The organism is Mycolicibacterium arseniciresistens, assembly GCF_030519285.1.
In the GTDB taxonomy this organism is placed as follows: domain Bacteria; phylum Actinomycetota; class Actinomycetes; order Mycobacteriales; family Mycobacteriaceae; genus Mycobacterium; species Mycobacterium arseniciresistens.
Genome location: NZ_JAUMSQ010000013.1, coordinates 24,049 through 39,577, shown reverse-complemented (window position 1 = coordinate 39,577; position 15,529 = coordinate 24,049). Strand labels below are relative to the sequence as shown.

At 63.8% G+C, this 15,529-nt stretch carries 13 protein-coding genes; 8 read left to right on the top strand and 5 right to left on the bottom strand.

Translation table 11 applies throughout. The features are described 5' to 3' along the window. Positions 1–377: 377 nt before the first annotated feature. The 5 genes from Q2100_RS03565 to Q2100_RS03545 all read right to left on the bottom strand — a co-directional run bounded on the left by Q2100_RS03565 (position 378) and on the right by Q2100_RS03545 (position 6,823). Positions 378–2,114, bottom strand: coding sequence for an acyclic terpene utilization AtuA family protein (locus Q2100_RS03565; protein ID WP_067992188.1), 1,737 nt, complete (start codon positions 2,112–2,114; stop codon positions 378–380). Then, complete coding sequence (locus Q2100_RS03560) at positions 2,111–2,923, bottom strand: TIGR03084 family metal-binding protein (RefSeq protein ID WP_011895439.1); 813 nt, start codon at positions 2,921–2,923, stop codon at positions 2,111–2,113. The genes Q2100_RS03565 and Q2100_RS03560 overlap by 4 nt, the downstream gene beginning before the upstream one ends. Before the next feature lie 2 nt (positions 2,924–2,925). Further along, positions 2,926–3,693, bottom strand: coding sequence for an enoyl-CoA hydratase/isomerase family protein (locus Q2100_RS03555; RefSeq protein WP_011895438.1), 768 nt, complete (start codon positions 3,691–3,693; stop codon positions 2,926–2,928). A gap of 386 nt (positions 3,694–4,079) precedes the next feature. Next, entirely contained in the window at positions 4,080–5,588 is a 1,509-nt protein-coding gene (locus Q2100_RS03550) for a carboxylesterase/lipase family protein (RefSeq protein WP_067992190.1), read from the bottom strand. 221 nt (positions 5,589–5,809) lie between these two features. Further along, on the bottom strand, positions 5,810–6,823 hold the full coding sequence (locus Q2100_RS03545; RefSeq protein ID WP_041800299.1) for a helix-turn-helix domain-containing protein: 1,014 nt from the start codon (positions 6,821–6,823) through the stop codon (positions 5,810–5,812). Between the two features lie 122 nt (positions 6,824–6,945). Here Q2100_RS03545 and Q2100_RS03540 point away from each other — a divergent pair, with 122 nt between their 5' ends. The 8 genes from Q2100_RS03540 to Q2100_RS03505 all read left to right on the top strand — a co-directional run bounded on the left by Q2100_RS03540 (position 6,946) and on the right by Q2100_RS03505 (position 15,408). After that, positions 6,946–7,266, top strand: a complete 321-nt coding sequence (locus Q2100_RS03540; RefSeq protein ID WP_011895435.1) for a 2Fe-2S iron-sulfur cluster-binding protein — start codon at positions 6,946–6,948, stop codon at positions 7,264–7,266. 22 nt (positions 7,267–7,288) lie between these two features. Further along, positions 7,289–8,680, top strand: a complete 1,392-nt coding sequence (locus Q2100_RS03535; RefSeq protein ID WP_011895434.1) for a cytochrome P450 — start codon at positions 7,289–7,291, stop codon at positions 8,678–8,680. Continuing rightward, complete coding sequence (locus Q2100_RS03530; RefSeq protein WP_067992193.1) at positions 8,677–9,879, top strand: NAD(P)/FAD-dependent oxidoreductase; 1,203 nt, start codon at positions 8,677–8,679, stop codon at positions 9,877–9,879. Before Q2100_RS03535 ends, Q2100_RS03530 begins: the two co-directional genes overlap by 4 nt. Before the next feature lie 265 nt (positions 9,880–10,144). Beyond that, on the top strand, positions 10,145–10,555 hold the full coding sequence (locus Q2100_RS03525; RefSeq protein WP_067992196.1) for an SCP2 sterol-binding domain-containing protein: 411 nt from the start codon (positions 10,145–10,147) through the stop codon (positions 10,553–10,555). 48 nt (positions 10,556–10,603) lie between these two features. Continuing rightward, a complete protein-coding gene (locus tag Q2100_RS03520) occupies positions 10,604–12,220 on the top strand; it encodes a fatty acid--CoA ligase (RefSeq protein WP_078290122.1) in 1,617 nt (538 codons plus the stop codon). A gap of 45 nt (positions 12,221–12,265) precedes the next feature. Beyond that, entirely contained in the window at positions 12,266–13,372 is a 1,107-nt protein-coding gene (locus tag Q2100_RS03515) for an NDMA-dependent alcohol dehydrogenase (RefSeq protein ID WP_067992199.1), read from the top strand. A 270-nt stretch (positions 13,373–13,642) separates the two neighbouring features. Continuing rightward, entirely contained in the window at positions 13,643–14,743 is a 1,101-nt protein-coding gene (locus tag Q2100_RS03510; RefSeq protein WP_067992202.1) for a BtrH N-terminal domain-containing protein, read from the top strand. After that, the gene (locus Q2100_RS03505; protein WP_043985051.1) at positions 14,740–15,408 is read left to right on the top strand and encodes a transglutaminase-like domain-containing protein; all 669 of its coding nucleotides are present in this window, start codon (positions 14,740–14,742) and stop codon (positions 15,406–15,408) included. The genes Q2100_RS03510 and Q2100_RS03505 overlap by 4 nt, the downstream gene beginning before the upstream one ends. The last annotated feature ends 121 nt before the right edge of the window (positions 15,409–15,529 follow it).

Sequence of the window (15,529 nt, the reverse complement as noted above, 5' to 3'; positions counted from 1 at the left end):
GCACTGCAGCGCCGGGAGCTACACTACGAACGTTAACACCTGCTCACAATCCCAGGTTGAGTTGAAATGTAGACGCCCAGTGGCAGGTGGCTGGCGCCTGCGCGTGTGATCCCCATTCGTGGATGTGCCCGCTCATTGGCCAAGATCGGCAACCGCGTGGGCAGATCGCTGCGCCCTCTTTGGATGTCCAGTTCGGCAAGGAACTGGACAAAGCCATCTCTCCGTCTGCCGGACGCTGTTGGCGTCATCCGATCGTCATCACATCGTTCGGCAACACGGCTTTGGCAAAGGGGCTACGTCAAGCAGCAGGCAGAGGACGGCGACTTGATTGGCGATACGTCGACAGAGTGGCCCGGCTACTCCAAATTCGGGATTTGTCAGGTCGCGCCGACAAGGGATTGCGGTATGTCCACGATGCGGGAGCGCAGGTACTCGCACAAGCCCTTCGCCTGGGCATCCGGCCGGGTCGAGGATGCCACGCCTTCCCCCAGCAGCCCGTGCACCACAACGTTGAGCGCACGCAGGTTGGGCAGCTCGAATCGCTCTATGCGCAGCTGCGCAGCCTCCGGGCCGAGCAGCCCGCGCAGTCGCTCGACGGTTAAGTGCTCGCGCACCCAGGCATAGCCGGCGTCGTCGCGGGCCCAGAGACCAATATTGGCGTTGCCGCCCTTGTCGCCGGACCGCGCGCCCAGAACCGCGCCCAGCGGCGCGCGGCATGTCGGCTCGGTCGGCGGCGCGGCTGCCGCGCTGCCCCGGACCTTCGCGGCCGGCACGCTACCGGTCGGCGGATCGGCGATCCTCCGGCGCTCACCGTTGGGCAGCACCACGACCTGCGTCACGCTCGACCGGGGCACGGTCGCTGGGCGATACACGCCGAACACTGACTCCGACGTGGGTGGCGTGGTGGTGTGGAAGCCGGCATACCCGGCCAGAGCGATCTCCATGATTGCGCTCGAGAACGCCCGGCCGACCTTGCGCGGGTCGGTGTCCTTGACCGTGATCCGCAAGTGCGCGCACGCCTGGTCGTTGGTGGGGGCGTCCGGTGTGTCGAAACGCAGAAACCGGACGTCGACCTCGGCGAAGGATCCCCGGCCGCCGAGGATGTCGAACAGCTGCTGCTGCGCGAACGCGGCTTTCGCCTCCAGGTCCAAGCCGGTGAGCACCATCGTCATGGTGTTCCGGTAGCCCCCGACCTCGTTCAGCGCCACCTTGAGCGTCTCCGGTGGCGGGCTGCCGGTGACACCCGTGATCGCCACCCGGTGCTCGGCCTGCTGGGCCAGCGAGATCGTGTCGAAGTGAGTCACCACGTCGGGCCCCAGATAGGCCGGCTCGGCGATCTCGTAGAGCAGCTGGGAGGTGACCGTACCGACCGACACCAGCCCCCCGGTGTCGGCGTGCTTGGTGATCACCGACGAGCCGTCGGCCGCCACCTCCGCGATCGGGAAGCCCGGGTAGCGACGGTCGGTGATCTCGTCGAGGAAGGCGTAGTTGCCGCCCGTGGCCTGTGGTCCGCATTCGATGACGTGGCCGGCCACGACGGCACCGGCGAGCCGGTCCCAGTCGGTGCGCTCCCACCCGTGCCACCAGGCGGCCGGGCCGACGACCAGCGAGGCGTCTGTCACCCGTCCGGTGACGACGACGTCGGCGCCCGCACCCAGCGCTTCGGCGATACCCCAACCCCCGAGGTAGGCGTTGGCCGAGACCGGCTTGACCTCACCGACCGCAGGGGTGATCGCGGAGAGGTTCCCGCGCAAGTCGTCACCTTCGATGTGGGCGATCCGGACGGTGATACCGAGCCGGTCCGCAAGCTCGCGCAATCTGACGGCCAGCCCGGCCGGGTTGAGCCCACCGGCGTTGGCCACGATCTTGATACCGCGGTCGGAACAGGTGCCCAACACCTGCTCCATCTGGGTCAGGAACGTGCGCGCGTAACCGCCCGCCGGATCCTTCGCCTGGGCCTTCGCCAGGATGAGCATCGTCAGTTCAGCGAGGTAGTCCCCGCACAGCACGTCGATGCTCTGCTCGCCCGTCCCGCCCTCGACCATCTCCCGCGCCGCGGCGATCCGGTCGCCGTAGAAGCCCGAGCAATTTCCGATGCGTACCGGGTCCCTCACGACACACCTCCGTCGAACTGTCCTGCGGTGCGCCCGCCACCGGGAGGTCCGGCGAAGGCCTGCGCGATGGAGAGCCACTGGTCGGCGAGCGGACCGGTGACGTGCAGTGCGGTGTCGTCGCGATGCCTGCGCTGGGTGACGAGCAGGCAGAAGTCGTGCGCAGTGCCGGTGACCCGGTTGGGCACGCCGTCGGGGCCCCAGGTCCACAGCGTGCCCCCCGGTGCGGTGAGCTCGACACGGACGGGTTCCTCGGGCACCTCCAGGCCGTTGGCCATGTAGCTGAACGCCCGCGCTCCCACGCCGATGTGGGCGACGTGGCGCAACCGGGCCGAGGGCACACGGGTCACTCCCAGCGCGTCGGCGATGTCCTGACCGTGCGCCCAGGTCTCCATGATCCGCGCGGTCAGCGAGGAAGCCGCGCTCATGGGGAGGCCGAACCACGGCACCCGCATCGAGGGGTCGATCGCTGCGAAGGCAGCGACGAGGGCGCGGCGCGCGCCGTCGAACCAGGACAGCAGCTCCGCTGTCGGCATCGGCCGGTAGCGCTCGGCGATGGTGTCCGGGGAGATCCGGCCGTCGGCGAGCATGGGCAGCACCTCGGCCGTGAACCCTTCGGGGTCGGTGGCTGAGCGCACCGCGGCGTCGTCGAAGAACGCAAGATGGCTGATCTGATCGCGGACCGCCCAGCCTGCCGCGGGGGTGGGCGCGTCCCACCCGGCTTGCCCCTCGGGCAGCTCGGCGATCAGTGACCACAGCTCGGCCGTTTCCGCCCCGATGTCGGTGATCAAGGACTCCATCGGCACGGCCACGTCTAACGTCCCTTCCAAACCGGTGTGCGCTTCTCGCGGAACGCGGCGGGACCCTCTAGCGCGTCGGCGCTGAGGTACACCGGCTCCCATATCTGGTCGGCGTGGGCGTAGGCCTCCGTCAGGTGGTGCGCTGCGGAGAGGTATACGGTCTTTTTTGCCGCGAGTACGGACAGCGGTGCGTTGGAAGCGATCCGCAGGGCGATCTCCTGAACTCGTACCCGCAGCTCCGCTGCGGGCACGACCTCGTTCACCATGCCTACCTCGCGGGCGCGCTCGGCAGTGATCGGGTCGCCGGTCATCAAAATCTGCAGCGCAATCCGCGGCGGCAGCAGCCACGACAGCGGGACAGCCCATGGCGAGCCGCGGCCTACCTTGACCTCGCTGACCGCGAACCTGGCGTGCTCGGCTGCGATGACGAGGTCGCACTGCTGGGCCAGTAGGAATCCGCCGGCGAAGGCGACGCCGTTCACCGCGGCGATGGTCGGCTTGGCGACCTGGATGTTGCGCCCGAATTGCGGCGCGAAGTCTGGCGGCGGAACCGTGAGCGCCGTCTCCGCCATCTCTTTAAGGTCCCCTCCGGCGCAGAACGCCTTATCGCCTGCCCCGGTCAGCACCAGAACCTTGGCGGAGTCGTCGGCGTTGAAGCGGTGAACGCTGTGGAACAGTCCCTGCCGGACCGCCCCGTTGAGCGCGTTCCGTGCCTCGGGGCGATTGATCGTCAACCAGGCCACCCCGTCGACGACCTCGTAGGTGATCGCTTCCTCGCTCATCAATCCCCGTCCTGATCGGCACCCGCCCTCCCGATGTGAGGGCTCGTTCACTCGCAGTACGTTACCCGGCAGAATGTCGCGAGGACCAGTTGGTGAGCGAACGCGTTGCGTCCGGCGGCGCAACCCGACCGGCGTGGCCAGCTCCGTAAATGTTGGGTTCGCCACCTCGTCGGCCGCATTCGGTTCGAGCGATTGACGAGATCGGATCCCAAGGCCGCAACACGGGGTTGCATTCGTACGTCAAGTCCTCGGCAAGAATGTGGCCCTCTTCGGCCTTTTGGGATTGGCACGCCGGAGGTGCTCCTTGCCACCGTTTCACCCTTGGCTCCCAGAAACAATCGGTGCCAAATGCTGTGAACGCATGCGTCGCCGCGGGGAACCGCTCGTCAGCGTCCGAGGACTTGAAAACCTTCCCATGCTTTCCGGCGGTCGGCGTGGGGGTCGTTGTCCACTCGCGAAGCGCGATCGAAGACGAGGACCGGACGGGCGTCGCTGGTGTAGCGCGGCCAGCCGTCTCCTGGAACTCCGGTGCGTGCGAAAGCATCCCAGCGCCCTTGCATGTCGTCGCTCACGCGTAGGGCCGAGCGGCGATCGGCTCCGGCGCTGAGTAGCCGACCGAGCGGCGTGCGGTAGGCGTCGAACACCGCAAGAAGCTCCGTCGCATGGGTGGCACCCAGCCCGGCCCATTGCAGAGTTCGCGGGGCGAAGTCATAGCGGTACAGATATGTGGGGGCGTGCCGACTGTGGGAATCCGCGAGCTGCCACAGTGTCGATCCGAATGTGAAGTCGGCCCCCAGTCGGATACAGGCATCGGGGGCCGGATATTCGGGATAGGCAGCAGTAATTCGCTCGCGACAGGTGGGTTCCGCTCCCGCTAGTAACGCTTCGATCTTGGCTTCGTTCGTCGGGAGGAGTTTGAGGAAGCGAGTGAACAACCGGCCCTCGTCGGCGTTCGTACCGACGATCAGCGGCACACGGTACGCCTTGCCGTCGCGCATCGCTTGAATGGGCTCGGACGGTAGATAGTCGGTTCCGAATGTGCATCCCACCGGGTAACCGCCAGCAAGGTCCGATGCACTCGTGGTGAGCAAGCGATCGAATGCATTCACCAGTTGAGCCGGACGCGCCGCCAACAGGAGGCGGGCGGGCTCCCGCTCGTCGGCGCAGAGAATGGATGCGAACTTGGCGGCGAACTCCGCGGCCAGCTCCTGGGAGCGGGATAGCGCGCCGGCCGGACTTTGTGAGATAGCCTGTGCGAAAAGCCCTTTCGCCGCTGGCACGGCCAGCAAAGTGGTAACGGCGTGCGCGCCCGCGCTCTCTCCGAAGATCGTCACGTTATCGGGATCGCCGCCGAATGCCGCGATGTTCTCGCGTACCCACCTGAGCGCCGACACGAGGTCACGCAAGTAGAGGTTGTCGTCAATATGGATGTCTGCGGTGGACAGCGACGACAGGTCGACAGCCCCTAGCGCGCCGAGGCGGTAGTTTGCCGATACGTACACGCAACCGCTGCGGGCAAGCGACGCGCCATCATAGATCGGTGTCGCGGAACTGCCCAGGAAGTACGCCCCGCCGTGAATGAAGAACATCACGGGCAGAGGTCGGTCCGAGCCGCCGTCGGGTGCAACGACATTGAGGGTGAGGCAGTCCTCGCTCATGGGCTGGAACTTGCCCGGACCGACGATGGTGTATCGGCGGGGCTGTGGAGCGCAGTAGCGGAATCGGTGGCAGGGTCGGACGCCGTCCCACGCTTCGACCGGCTGGGGAGCCTTGAACCGCAGCGCGCCGACTGGTGGCTTGGCGTAGGGAATGGAACGCCAGCGATTGACGCCGTCCCGCGTGAATCCTTCGATGGCGCCCGAGGTGAGTTCGGTGCGGACTGTCTTCGCTGGCATGTATCGACAATAGCGAATGACTATTCACACCAGCGCCCGGCTCTGCCGTTCAGTCGCCGTGTCGGGCACGGTTTGGCCTGCTACTGATGACTCACTCGACTTCGGTCAGCGGCCTCCACGGCCGTTCGGTGACGTCGTGGCTGATTCTTAAGCACCGGTTACTTCTTTTCAGAAGAAGAAGCTACCCATGACCGGCTATCTCCGGGCGTGCGGGGACATCCTCAGCGTTGTGAGCGTCGGTACTCGCTCGGAGAGCGGCCGGTCCATCGCTTGAAGGCGTGTGAGAAGTTAGCAAGATCGCCGTATCCGAGCTCGGTCGCGATCTGGCTTGCCGACATTGATCGGGTGATTAACAGCATCATCGCGCTCTCCCGCAGACACGACTGGCGCAACTCGCGAAACGTGGTGCCCTCTTCGGCGAGCCGGCGTTTGAGTGTGCTGGTGGATACCGAGAGTTCGTCTGCGACCCGCTGGCAACTTCGCTGTCCGGGATCCTCGTCCAACAACCGTCTCACCTTCTTGGAGAAGGACGTGGCTCCGCTCTGCTCGTCGAGGGTCCGCCTCAGCTCGGCGACGGCGAGTCGATACGCAAGGGGATCGGAGAACCGGCACACTTCATTGAGCGCGTTGACGGGAACATGAAGGTAGGACATCGGTGCGTCAAAGAACAGGCGCCCGGCTAGTACCATCTCTGCCGCGAGTTTGTTCAGGGAGACCGGCGCTGACCAACTCAAGTGGAGCGTGACGGTCAGCGCGTCACTGACGAGCATGTCCAGCAGTCGTAACAACGCCGAGCCGGTATATGTGACTGCTAAGCAGTCCAGGGCCCGATCGCCTGTGTGCCCCCAGAGCCCGACGGTGAGACCTTGGTCGTTTGGACGGAATTGTGCATTGATCGCCGTGGTGATCAACGGTAGATAGGTGAGCAGCTCGACGATCTCGGCTACCGAGCCTGCGCTGACCAGCGGGACGCTCAACGGGCCGAAAGATGTCAACTGTGCCTGTCCTGCAAACGAGAAGCCGAGCAGGGTTGCCCGGTCGACGTCTAGATCGGGGTACAGATCGCGAAACCACCGCAGTGGCGCCTGGACATCGTGCTGCATCAGCGTCGCCTCGTCGGTTCCCTCGCGCGCCATGATGGTGCGAAGCCGCGCGACGGCGTCCGGGTCGAGTGCCTGGCTCTCCAGCATTTGCACGAACGCGACCGGAGGCACACCGGCGTTGCTGAACTTCACCGATCGTGCCCCCTGAGCCCAATCCACAAGTTCCTGATCCGCGCAAACATAGCGGAAGCGCTCGGATTGGACAATCCTGTTAACAAGTATTCACATTCAGGGCAACTTAAGAGGAGTCGGTAATGGCCGTTGTCACTTTTGTCTCCCACGACGGCGACAAGCACCAGGTGCCTCTCGATGAAGGCCAGTCACTCATGCAGGTCGCGACCAACAATGCAGTGCCTGGCATCGACGGCGACTGCGGAGGCGAAGCGGCGTGCGGTACCTGCCACGTCGTCGTCGATCCGCAGTGGTCCGATCAGGTCGGCTCCTCCGGCGTCGGCGAAGAGGAGATGCTCGCGATGAACCCCGAGCGTCAGCCGACCTCTCGGCTGTCCTGCCAGATGACGGCCTCCGAGGCATGGGACGGCTTGATCGTCCATCTGCCGGAGTTCCAGATGTGACGACGAAGGGAAGTGGTCAAACATGGTAAAAATCTCTGAAAAGGTCGCCGAGAAAGTTCAGGCGACCATCCCGATCGACCTGCAGATTCAAGGTGCACACGCCTACGACAAAACTCGGCGTTGGGTGACCGGTACGAACGGGAAGAAACTCTTTGTAGAGCGTCCTATTCCGCCGGCCGAGGAGGTCGAACTCGCCGACATCGATCTCAGCAATCCTTTTCTCTATCGCCAGGGGCGCTGGCAGTCATACTACGAGCGCCTGCGTAACGAAGCTCCGGTCCATTATCAGCGGCACAGTGCCTTCGGCCCGTTTTGGTCCGTCACCCGGCATGCCGACATCGTGGCCGTCGACAAGAATCATGAGGTCTTCTCCGCTGAGCCATTGATCGTCATCGGGGTGCCGCCCCGCTTCCTGGATATCAAGATGTTCATCGCGATGGATCCACCACGCCACGACCTGCAGCGGGCGGCTGTCCAAGGGGTGGTCGCACCCAAGAACCTACGGGAAATGGAGGGTCTGATTCGCTCGCGCGTAAGGGAGGTGCTGGATAACCTCCCCGTGGATCAGCCGTTCGACTGGGTTCACGACGTCTCGATCGAGCTGACCGCTCGAATGCTTGCGACCCTGCTGGACTTTCCGTACGAGCAGCGTCGCAAGCTTGTCGAGTGGTCGGATCTGGCAACCTCGATGGAGCAAACCAACGGCGGTCCCTCGGACCTTGACGAGACGTTCGTCGGCATGCGCGCCATGGCCCGAGATCTCAGCCGGCACTGGCACGACAAGGCGGCCCGGACCGGTGCCGGAGAAGAGCCTGGGTTCGATCTGATCACCATGCTGCAGAGCAATGAAAGCACCAAAGACCTGATCGACCGGCCGATGGAGTTCTTGGGCAACCTTCTGCTGCTGATCGTCGGAGGCAACGACACGACCCGGAACTCGATGAGCGGCGGCGTTCTCGCGTTGAACCGCTACCCGGACCAGTTCGAGAAGCTGAAAGCAAATCCCGACCTGATCCCCAACATGAACTCCGAGATTATCCGATGGCAGACGCCACTCGCCTACATGCGCCGGATCGCCAAGGCCGACACCATGCTGAATGGTCAGTTCATTCGCAAGGGTGACAAGGTCGTGATGTGGTACGCATCGGGAAACCGCGATGAGCGCGTATTCGATCGGCCCGACGACTTCATCATCGACCGGGACAACGCCCGCAACCACATCTCTTTCGGGTTCGGCGTCCACCGCTGTATGGGCAACCGGTTGGCCGAGATGCAGTTGCGGATCCTGTGGGAGGAGCTGCTTCCTCGTTTCGAGAAGATCGAGGTCATTGGTGAGCCCGAATACGTGCAATCCAACTTCGTCAGGGGAATCAGCAAGCTGATGGTCCGCCTCACCCCGAAAGCCGGCGCATGACTTTGCATCGAGCGGTCATCGTGGGCGCCAGCCACGCGGGCGCCCAACTGGCGGCCAGCCTTCGTCAAGAAGGATGGGACGGCGAGATCGTCCTCGTCGGCAATGAATCGGCAGCGCCCTACCAACGCCCTCCGCTGTCGAAGGCATATCTGGCCGGGAACTGCACAGTCGACAAGCTCGCGATCCGCAGCGCCGAGTTTTACACAAAGCTGCGAATCGAAGTTCTGGATGCGACGGTGGAGGCAATCGATCGCGCAGCGGGTCACCTCTCGCTGAGCACCGGCGAGGTGCTGCCCTACGACAGGCTCGCGCTGTGCACGGGCGCGCGCCCCCGTCGGCTCTCCACCCCAGGCGCCGACCTGGCCGGAGTCTTCTACCTACGCACCGCGGCGGACGTCGAGATGATCCGAGACGCCACCAGACCGGGGCGTCGAGCCGTGATCATCGGCGGCGGTTACATCGGATTGGAGACGGCTGCCTCCTTGCGTGCGTTGGGTCTAGAGGTCACCGTGCTCGAGGCGACGGAGCGCGTCCTCGAACGGGTGACCGCCCCGGAGGTATCGGCGTTCTTCGACCGGATCCACCGGGAGGCGGGCGTCAACATCCAGACGGGCGCGCGGGTCGAGGCTCTGTCTGGCGACGGCAAAGTCGGCGAAGTAGTCCTGGCCGGTGGCGAATCGATTTCCGCCGACCTCGTCATTGTCGGCATCGGCGTTGAGCCGAACACCGAGCTCGCCGCTGCCGCGGGCTTGGTCGTCGACAACGGCGTCGTGATCGACGACCAAGCCCAGACCAGCGACTCCGCCATCATGGCCGCCGGGGACTGCGTCAGCCACGACATGGCTCGTTACGGCCGCCGTATACGTCTGGAGTCCGTGCCCAGTGCGGCCGAGCAGGCCAAAGTCGCGGCGGCGACTTTGTGCGGGAAGTCCAAGAAGATATCAGCGCTGCCTTGGTTTTGGTCAGATCAATACGACCTCAAGCTCCAGATCGCGGGTCTCAACACCGGGTACGACGAGGTGGTCCTCAGCGGCGACCCGACCCGCGACCGCGACTTCACCTGCTTCTACCTGCGTGCCGGCGAGCTCATCGCCGCCGACTGCATCAATCGCCCCCGCGACTTCATGTTCAGCAAGCGGGTCATTACGCAGCAGGTCCCCGTCGAACGGGCCGAACTCATGCTCGCCGGCTCGGTCTGAGGTCATGGCTGCATGGGCGATGGGACGGCGACTGCGATTGCGACGCGTGTGTCGGAGACGAACGTCAGCGAGAACCGCCATCCAACTCCGCTGGCCGCGGGGACTGGCTAGCGGATGCCGCCGGGCACCTCGGCGGTGTTACCGCAGCGCATCAGAAGCTAGTGGAGGTCGCCAACAGGCGTGACGATTTTTGCGGGGGGAGCATCGTCTTGAGTCGATGCTCGCGACTGTTCTGTTCTGACAACGAGATTGGTGGAGATTGACGGTGGCGGTATTCAAGGACGAGGACGAGGTCTATGCCTTCTTGGGTGGGATCTTTCAACGGGGCTTGGAGAAGGAGGGACTGGCGGACAAGCTCGCAAATTCGGGTGTGGTGTTACGGGTGCACTACACCGATCCGGACGCGGTGGTAACGGTGGACATGCCGAAGAAGGTGGTGGAGACCGGAGCGGCCAGTACCGCGGTGCCCAACGTGGAGTTGTTCATGTCGGCGGACACTGGAAACAAGTTCTGGCTGGGCAAGGTGAACCTGACGATGGCGATGGCCAAGGGGACGGTGCGCGCAAAGGGCCCGGTGCCGAAGTTGATCAAGTTGATTCCGCAGGCCAAGAATCTGTTCCCCGAGTACCGGTTGATGCTGCAGAGTCAGGATCGGCAGGACCTCATCGATGCGTGACCGTCGCCTCATCAAGGGTTGTCGGGCGGGCTCTCGATGAGGAGCACGATGCAGGACGTTGCGTTGACGGTGCCCGCGATCGTGGCCCATGCTGCGGCAGTCCATGGCGATCGCGAGGTGTTGACCGCACGCGGACCCCAACAGATCTCTGGGGTGTCGTATCATGAGTTGGGGCAGCGTGCGGCGCGGTTGGCGAATGCGTTGCGCGAGATAGGCATTTGTGGAGACGAGCGTGTCGCGACGCTGCAGTGGAGCAACCAGGAGCACCTGGACTGTTACGCGGCGGTGCCGTCGATGGGTGCGGTGCTACATACGTTGAATCTGCGGCTGCCACCTGAACAGCTGACGTGGATCGCCAATCATGCCGAAGATCAGGTGATCATCGTCGACGGTACGGTGCTGAACCTGTTGGCGGCGGCGTTGCCGTCGATGACCTCGGTGCGCACGGTGCTGGTGACCGGCACGGGTGATCTTACCGCAGTGCAGGGCTGCGGAAAGGACGTCCTTCGCTACGACGATGTGGTGGCAGCCCAGCCGAGCACGTTCGACTGGCCCGACGTCGACGAGCAGTCGGCCGCAGCGATGTGCTACACGAGCGGTACTACCGGGCACCCGAAAGGCGTTGTCTACAGCCACCGTTCGACGTGGTTGCACTCTCAATCGGCGTGCACCTCGAACGCCTTGGGCATCGGTCATGACGACACGGTGTTGGCGATCGTTCCGATGTTCCACGCTAATGCCTGGGGGTTGCCGTATGCGGCGATGATGGCGGGGGCGCAGCTTCTGCTGCCTGACCGTTTCCTGCAGGCGGGGCCATTGGTGGAGATGATCGAGGCGGCCCGGCCCACGATGGCGGGCGCTGTGCCGACGATCTGGACCGATGTCTTGCACTACCTGCGCGACAATCCCGGCCACGACGTGAGTTCGCTGGAGATGGTGGCGTGCGGTGGTTCGGCGGTTCCGAGGTCGTTGATGACTGCCTATGACGAACTGGGCATCCGAATCGTGCAGGCCTGGGGGATGACTGAGACCTCCCCGCTGGCTGCGGTCGCTCTGCCGCGGAACACCGACACCCCGGAGAGGTCCCTTTACCTGCGGGGAACCCAAGGCAGGGTAGTGGCCGGTGTGCAGGCGCGCATCGTTGATGACAGCGGTGCAGAACAACCTTGGGACGGACTGTCGGTGGGGGAGATTCAGATCCGCGGCCCGTGGATCACTCAGTCCTATTACGAGCATGACAGTCCGGCGGTGTCGCCGGACGGTTGGTTATGCACCGGGGATGTCGGGACCATCAGCGCCGATGCGTTCATCACTCTCACCGACCGCGCCAAAGACGTGATCAAGTCTGGAGGGGAGTGGATCTCCTCGGTGGAATTGGAGAACGAGTTGGCCGCTCACCCTGCAGTACGCACCGCCACGGTGATTGGAGTGCCCGACGACAAGTGGCAGGAACGGCCGCTGGCAGTGGTGGTCCTGGCCGCTGACTGCACCGCCACCGCTGCGGAGTTGACTGAGTTCCTGCGTGCACGGGTGGCCAAGTGGTGGCTACCGGAACGGTGGGCGTTCGTCGCCGACGTTCCGTTGACGTCTACTGGCAAGTTCGACAAGAAGAAGCTGCGCCGCCAGCATGCCGACGGTGAGCTCGCCGTCGAGACGCTGGCGTGAACCATCCACTGCTACGGAAGCACCGACGTTGAGGAGAGGACACACATGAAAACACGCGCTGCCGTGCTCTGGGGCTTGGGAGAGAAGTGGGAGGTTGATGAGATCGAGCTGGATCCGCCCGGTGCGGATGAAGTGCTGGTCCGGTTGACCGCCAGCGGGTTGTGCCATTCAGACGAACACCTGGTGACCGGTGATCTGCCGTTTCCGCTGCCCGTCGTCGGTGGTCATGAAGGCGCCGGCACCGTGGTCGAGGTGGGTGCAGGTGTCGAGGACCTGGCCGAGGGCGATTCGGTCATCCTGACGTTCCTGCCGTCTTGCGGGCACTGCTCTTACTGCGCGCGCGGGATGGGAAACCTGTGCGACATGGGTGCGGCGATCATGATGGGACCCCAGATCGACGGCACCTACCGCTTCCATGCCCGCGGCGAGGATGTCGGCCAGATGTGCTTGCTGGGCACGTTCTCGGAATACACCGTGGTGCCGAAGGCCTCCTTGGTCAAGGTTGACCACGGGACACCGTTGGACAAGGCGGCCTTGATCGGTTGCGGTGTCACGACCGGTTACGGCTCGGCGGTACGCACCGGTGACGTGCGCGCCGGGGATACCGTGGTCGTGATCGGCGCCGGCGGCATCGGCATGAATGCGATCCAAGGCGCCCGCATCGCTGGCGCGTTGACCATCGTGGCTGTCGACCCAGTGGAGTTCAAGCGCGAACAAGCTGGCGGTTTCGGCGCGACGCATGCCGTTGCCACCATCGATGAGGCCTGGTCACTGATCAGCGACATCACCCGTGGCAAACTCGCCGACGTCTGCGTCTTGACCACCGACGTCGCCGAAGGGGCCTACACCGCTGAGGCGCTATCACTGGTCGGTAAACGCGGCCGTGTGGTCATTACCGCGATCGGACACCCCGAAGACACGTCGATGTCGGGCTCGCTGCTGGAATTAACGCTGTATGAAAAGCAGATCCGCGGTGCCCTCTACGGCTCGTCCAACGCCGCCCACGACATCCCGCGGCTCGTCGAACTCTACAACTCCGGACAACTCAAACTCGACGAGCTGATCACCCGTGAGTACACCCTCGATGAGATCAATGAGGGCTACGACGACATGCGGTCAGGCCGCAACATCCGAGGACTCATCCGATTCTGACAGAGCACCGAAAGCAGGGAAGCGCAAAACGGCACCAAGCGAGCTCAGTACAACGATGGCGATGCTGCGGGTCAGGGGCTCTCACCGTTGACGCTTTGATGCGGATAGCGATCGAAAGCAATGTTTCCCATAGTCATAGGCGGTCGAGCTGCGCGGGTGAGATTGGCTGCGGTCGACCAGTTCTGGCACCTACCGCCAGCCGCGACGCCTTGATGGAACGTAGCTTTCGATGAGTCTTAACAGTGCTATTGGACAAGAGAGGAAGCGGCGATGGCGAGGATTGAAATTCCCTATCCCCACAGGAGAGGAGGGCACTGTGGTTCCGGTGCGCTGCGTGACCTTACTGAATGGGCACAACTAGGATGGGGGACAGAAACACTCAGTGAAGGATTGGTCTTCACCCTCGGCGGAGCCTTGGACTTCTCGTACGTCCGCTCTACGCAATTGTTTCCCCAGATCTACCTGGTAGGACGAGGAAGCGACCTGGAAAAAGACTACCTCTCCCGAGTTGGTGCAAACTGCGTAGTGCGATCGACCGATGACGCAGACGTGGGATGGTCATTTGTTACCGACGAAGTCGACAAGGGCCGACCCGTCATGGTCTGGGCTGACATCGGCGAACTTCCTTACCTGCGCGTCCGATTGCACATGAGCCGTCACGACATCGTCATCACCGGATATGATGACGAACAAGGGGTTGCCTATGTGGTCGATAATGACCGCGAGACCACCCAAACGGTGGCTTATGACGACCTGCGCCGGGCGCGGTCCTCGGTAGGGTTCCCTACACCGACCCGGCACACCACATATCACGTCGACTGGCCGGAGCGAGTGCCCGACCTTGGGCCGATTGCCGCCACTGCATTAGCCGCGAGCGCAGCTTTCATGCGCGGCGGTGCCGTAGGTGCGCCGCTACTGCGCATCGAGGCAGCTGAAGTCGAGGCCTCCGGTTTGAAGGGTGTGCAGGAGTTCGCCGATGACGTACGGCATTGGCCAACGGTGTTTGATGACGACGCCCTGACCGCGGCATTGTTCGGGCTCGGGGCGTTCATCGAGAAAGCCGGAACCGGTGGCGGGCTCTTTCGTATGCTGCAAGCACAAGGTTGCCAGAATATCGCCGATCTCCTCGGGGACGCCGCCGCAGCCGAAGCGGCGGCCGCGGCCCGACACGCTTCCCAAGCGTGGTCTGAGCTTGCGGCCGCAGCCACCGATGCCGGCACATCGCTACGGAGTCGTAGTCTCGCTGCGGCCAAAATCGCCGCGACGATCCCGGACTCCGAAACACGCCTCGTCGAAGCCCTCGAAACGGCCAGTCGATCCGTTGGCACTGTCGATACCGGCCTCGAGGCTTATCTGAAAGGCTATCTGTGAGCGACACTTCAAACGAATCGAGTTTCCTGGAGACAACTGGGTTCCTCGATTGGCAGCACGACGATGTACAGCGCTTCACCGAGGACGCGGTCGGTGACGTTCGTGACCCTGTGCAGAAGGCGAGGTTGATCTTCACCGCTGTGCGGGACAGGATTTGGTACGATCCCTATAGCACCGACGACGATCCCGAGCATTATCGGGCGAGCTATGTAGCGACAGCGTCGAGGGCGTATTGCATACCGAAGGCGGTGCTGCTGACCGCGGCAGCTCGTGCGGCGGGCATTCCGGCCCGGCTCGGATTCGCGGACGTGCGCAACCATCTGCAGACCACCACATTGCGTGCCCGGATGGGAGGTACCGACGTGTTCGTCTACCACGGATATAGCGAATTACAACTCAACAACCGCTGGGTGAAGGCCACTCCGGCGTTCAATGCCGAGCTCTGCGCGCGATTCGGTGTACCTCCGATCGACTTCGACGGCCACACCGATGCGCTCCTCCATGCCTACGACGGTGGGGGAAGCCAACACATGGAGTACCTCAACGACCGCGGTTGGTACCACGATCTCCCCTTCACCGACATCGTTACAGAGTTGCATCACCGGTACGGCCCGCTCATGGCTGGCGCTGGAGCCCAGCGTGACGCCTTCTCCCAGGAGTTGTGAGGCGCTGCGGACTGTGTGCCAGTTCATTGTGACGCGATCTGGCCGGCTATGAATACACTGCAGTCCAAGGGATTACGGGCAGGACCAGATAGCCGACAGTGTCCTAATCGGAAGGTGTGTC

Coding starts and splice junctions, on each gene's coding strand:
- Q2100_RS03555 (WP_011895438.1), bottom strand. CDS start 3,693: ATGAGCGAGGAAGCGATCACCTACGAGGTCGTCGACGGGGTGGCCTGG.
- Q2100_RS03550 (WP_067992190.1), bottom strand. CDS start 5,588: ATGCCAGCGAAGACAGTCCGCACCGAACTCACCTCGGGCGCCATCGAA.
- Q2100_RS03540 (WP_011895435.1), top strand. CDS start 6,946: ATGGCCGTTGTCACTTTTGTCTCCCACGACGGCGACAAGCACCAGGTG.
- Q2100_RS03535 (WP_011895434.1), top strand. CDS start 7,289: ATGGTAAAAATCTCTGAAAAGGTCGCCGAGAAAGTTCAGGCGACCATC.
- Q2100_RS03530 (WP_067992193.1), top strand. CDS start 8,677: ATGACTTTGCATCGAGCGGTCATCGTGGGCGCCAGCCACGCGGGCGCC.
- Q2100_RS03520 (WP_078290122.1), top strand. CDS start 10,604: ATGCAGGACGTTGCGTTGACGGTGCCCGCGATCGTGGCCCATGCTGCG.
- Q2100_RS03515 (WP_067992199.1), top strand. CDS start 12,266: ATGAAAACACGCGCTGCCGTGCTCTGGGGCTTGGGAGAGAAGTGGGAG.
- Q2100_RS03510 (WP_067992202.1), top strand. CDS start 13,643: ATGGCGAGGATTGAAATTCCCTATCCCCACAGGAGAGGAGGGCACTGT.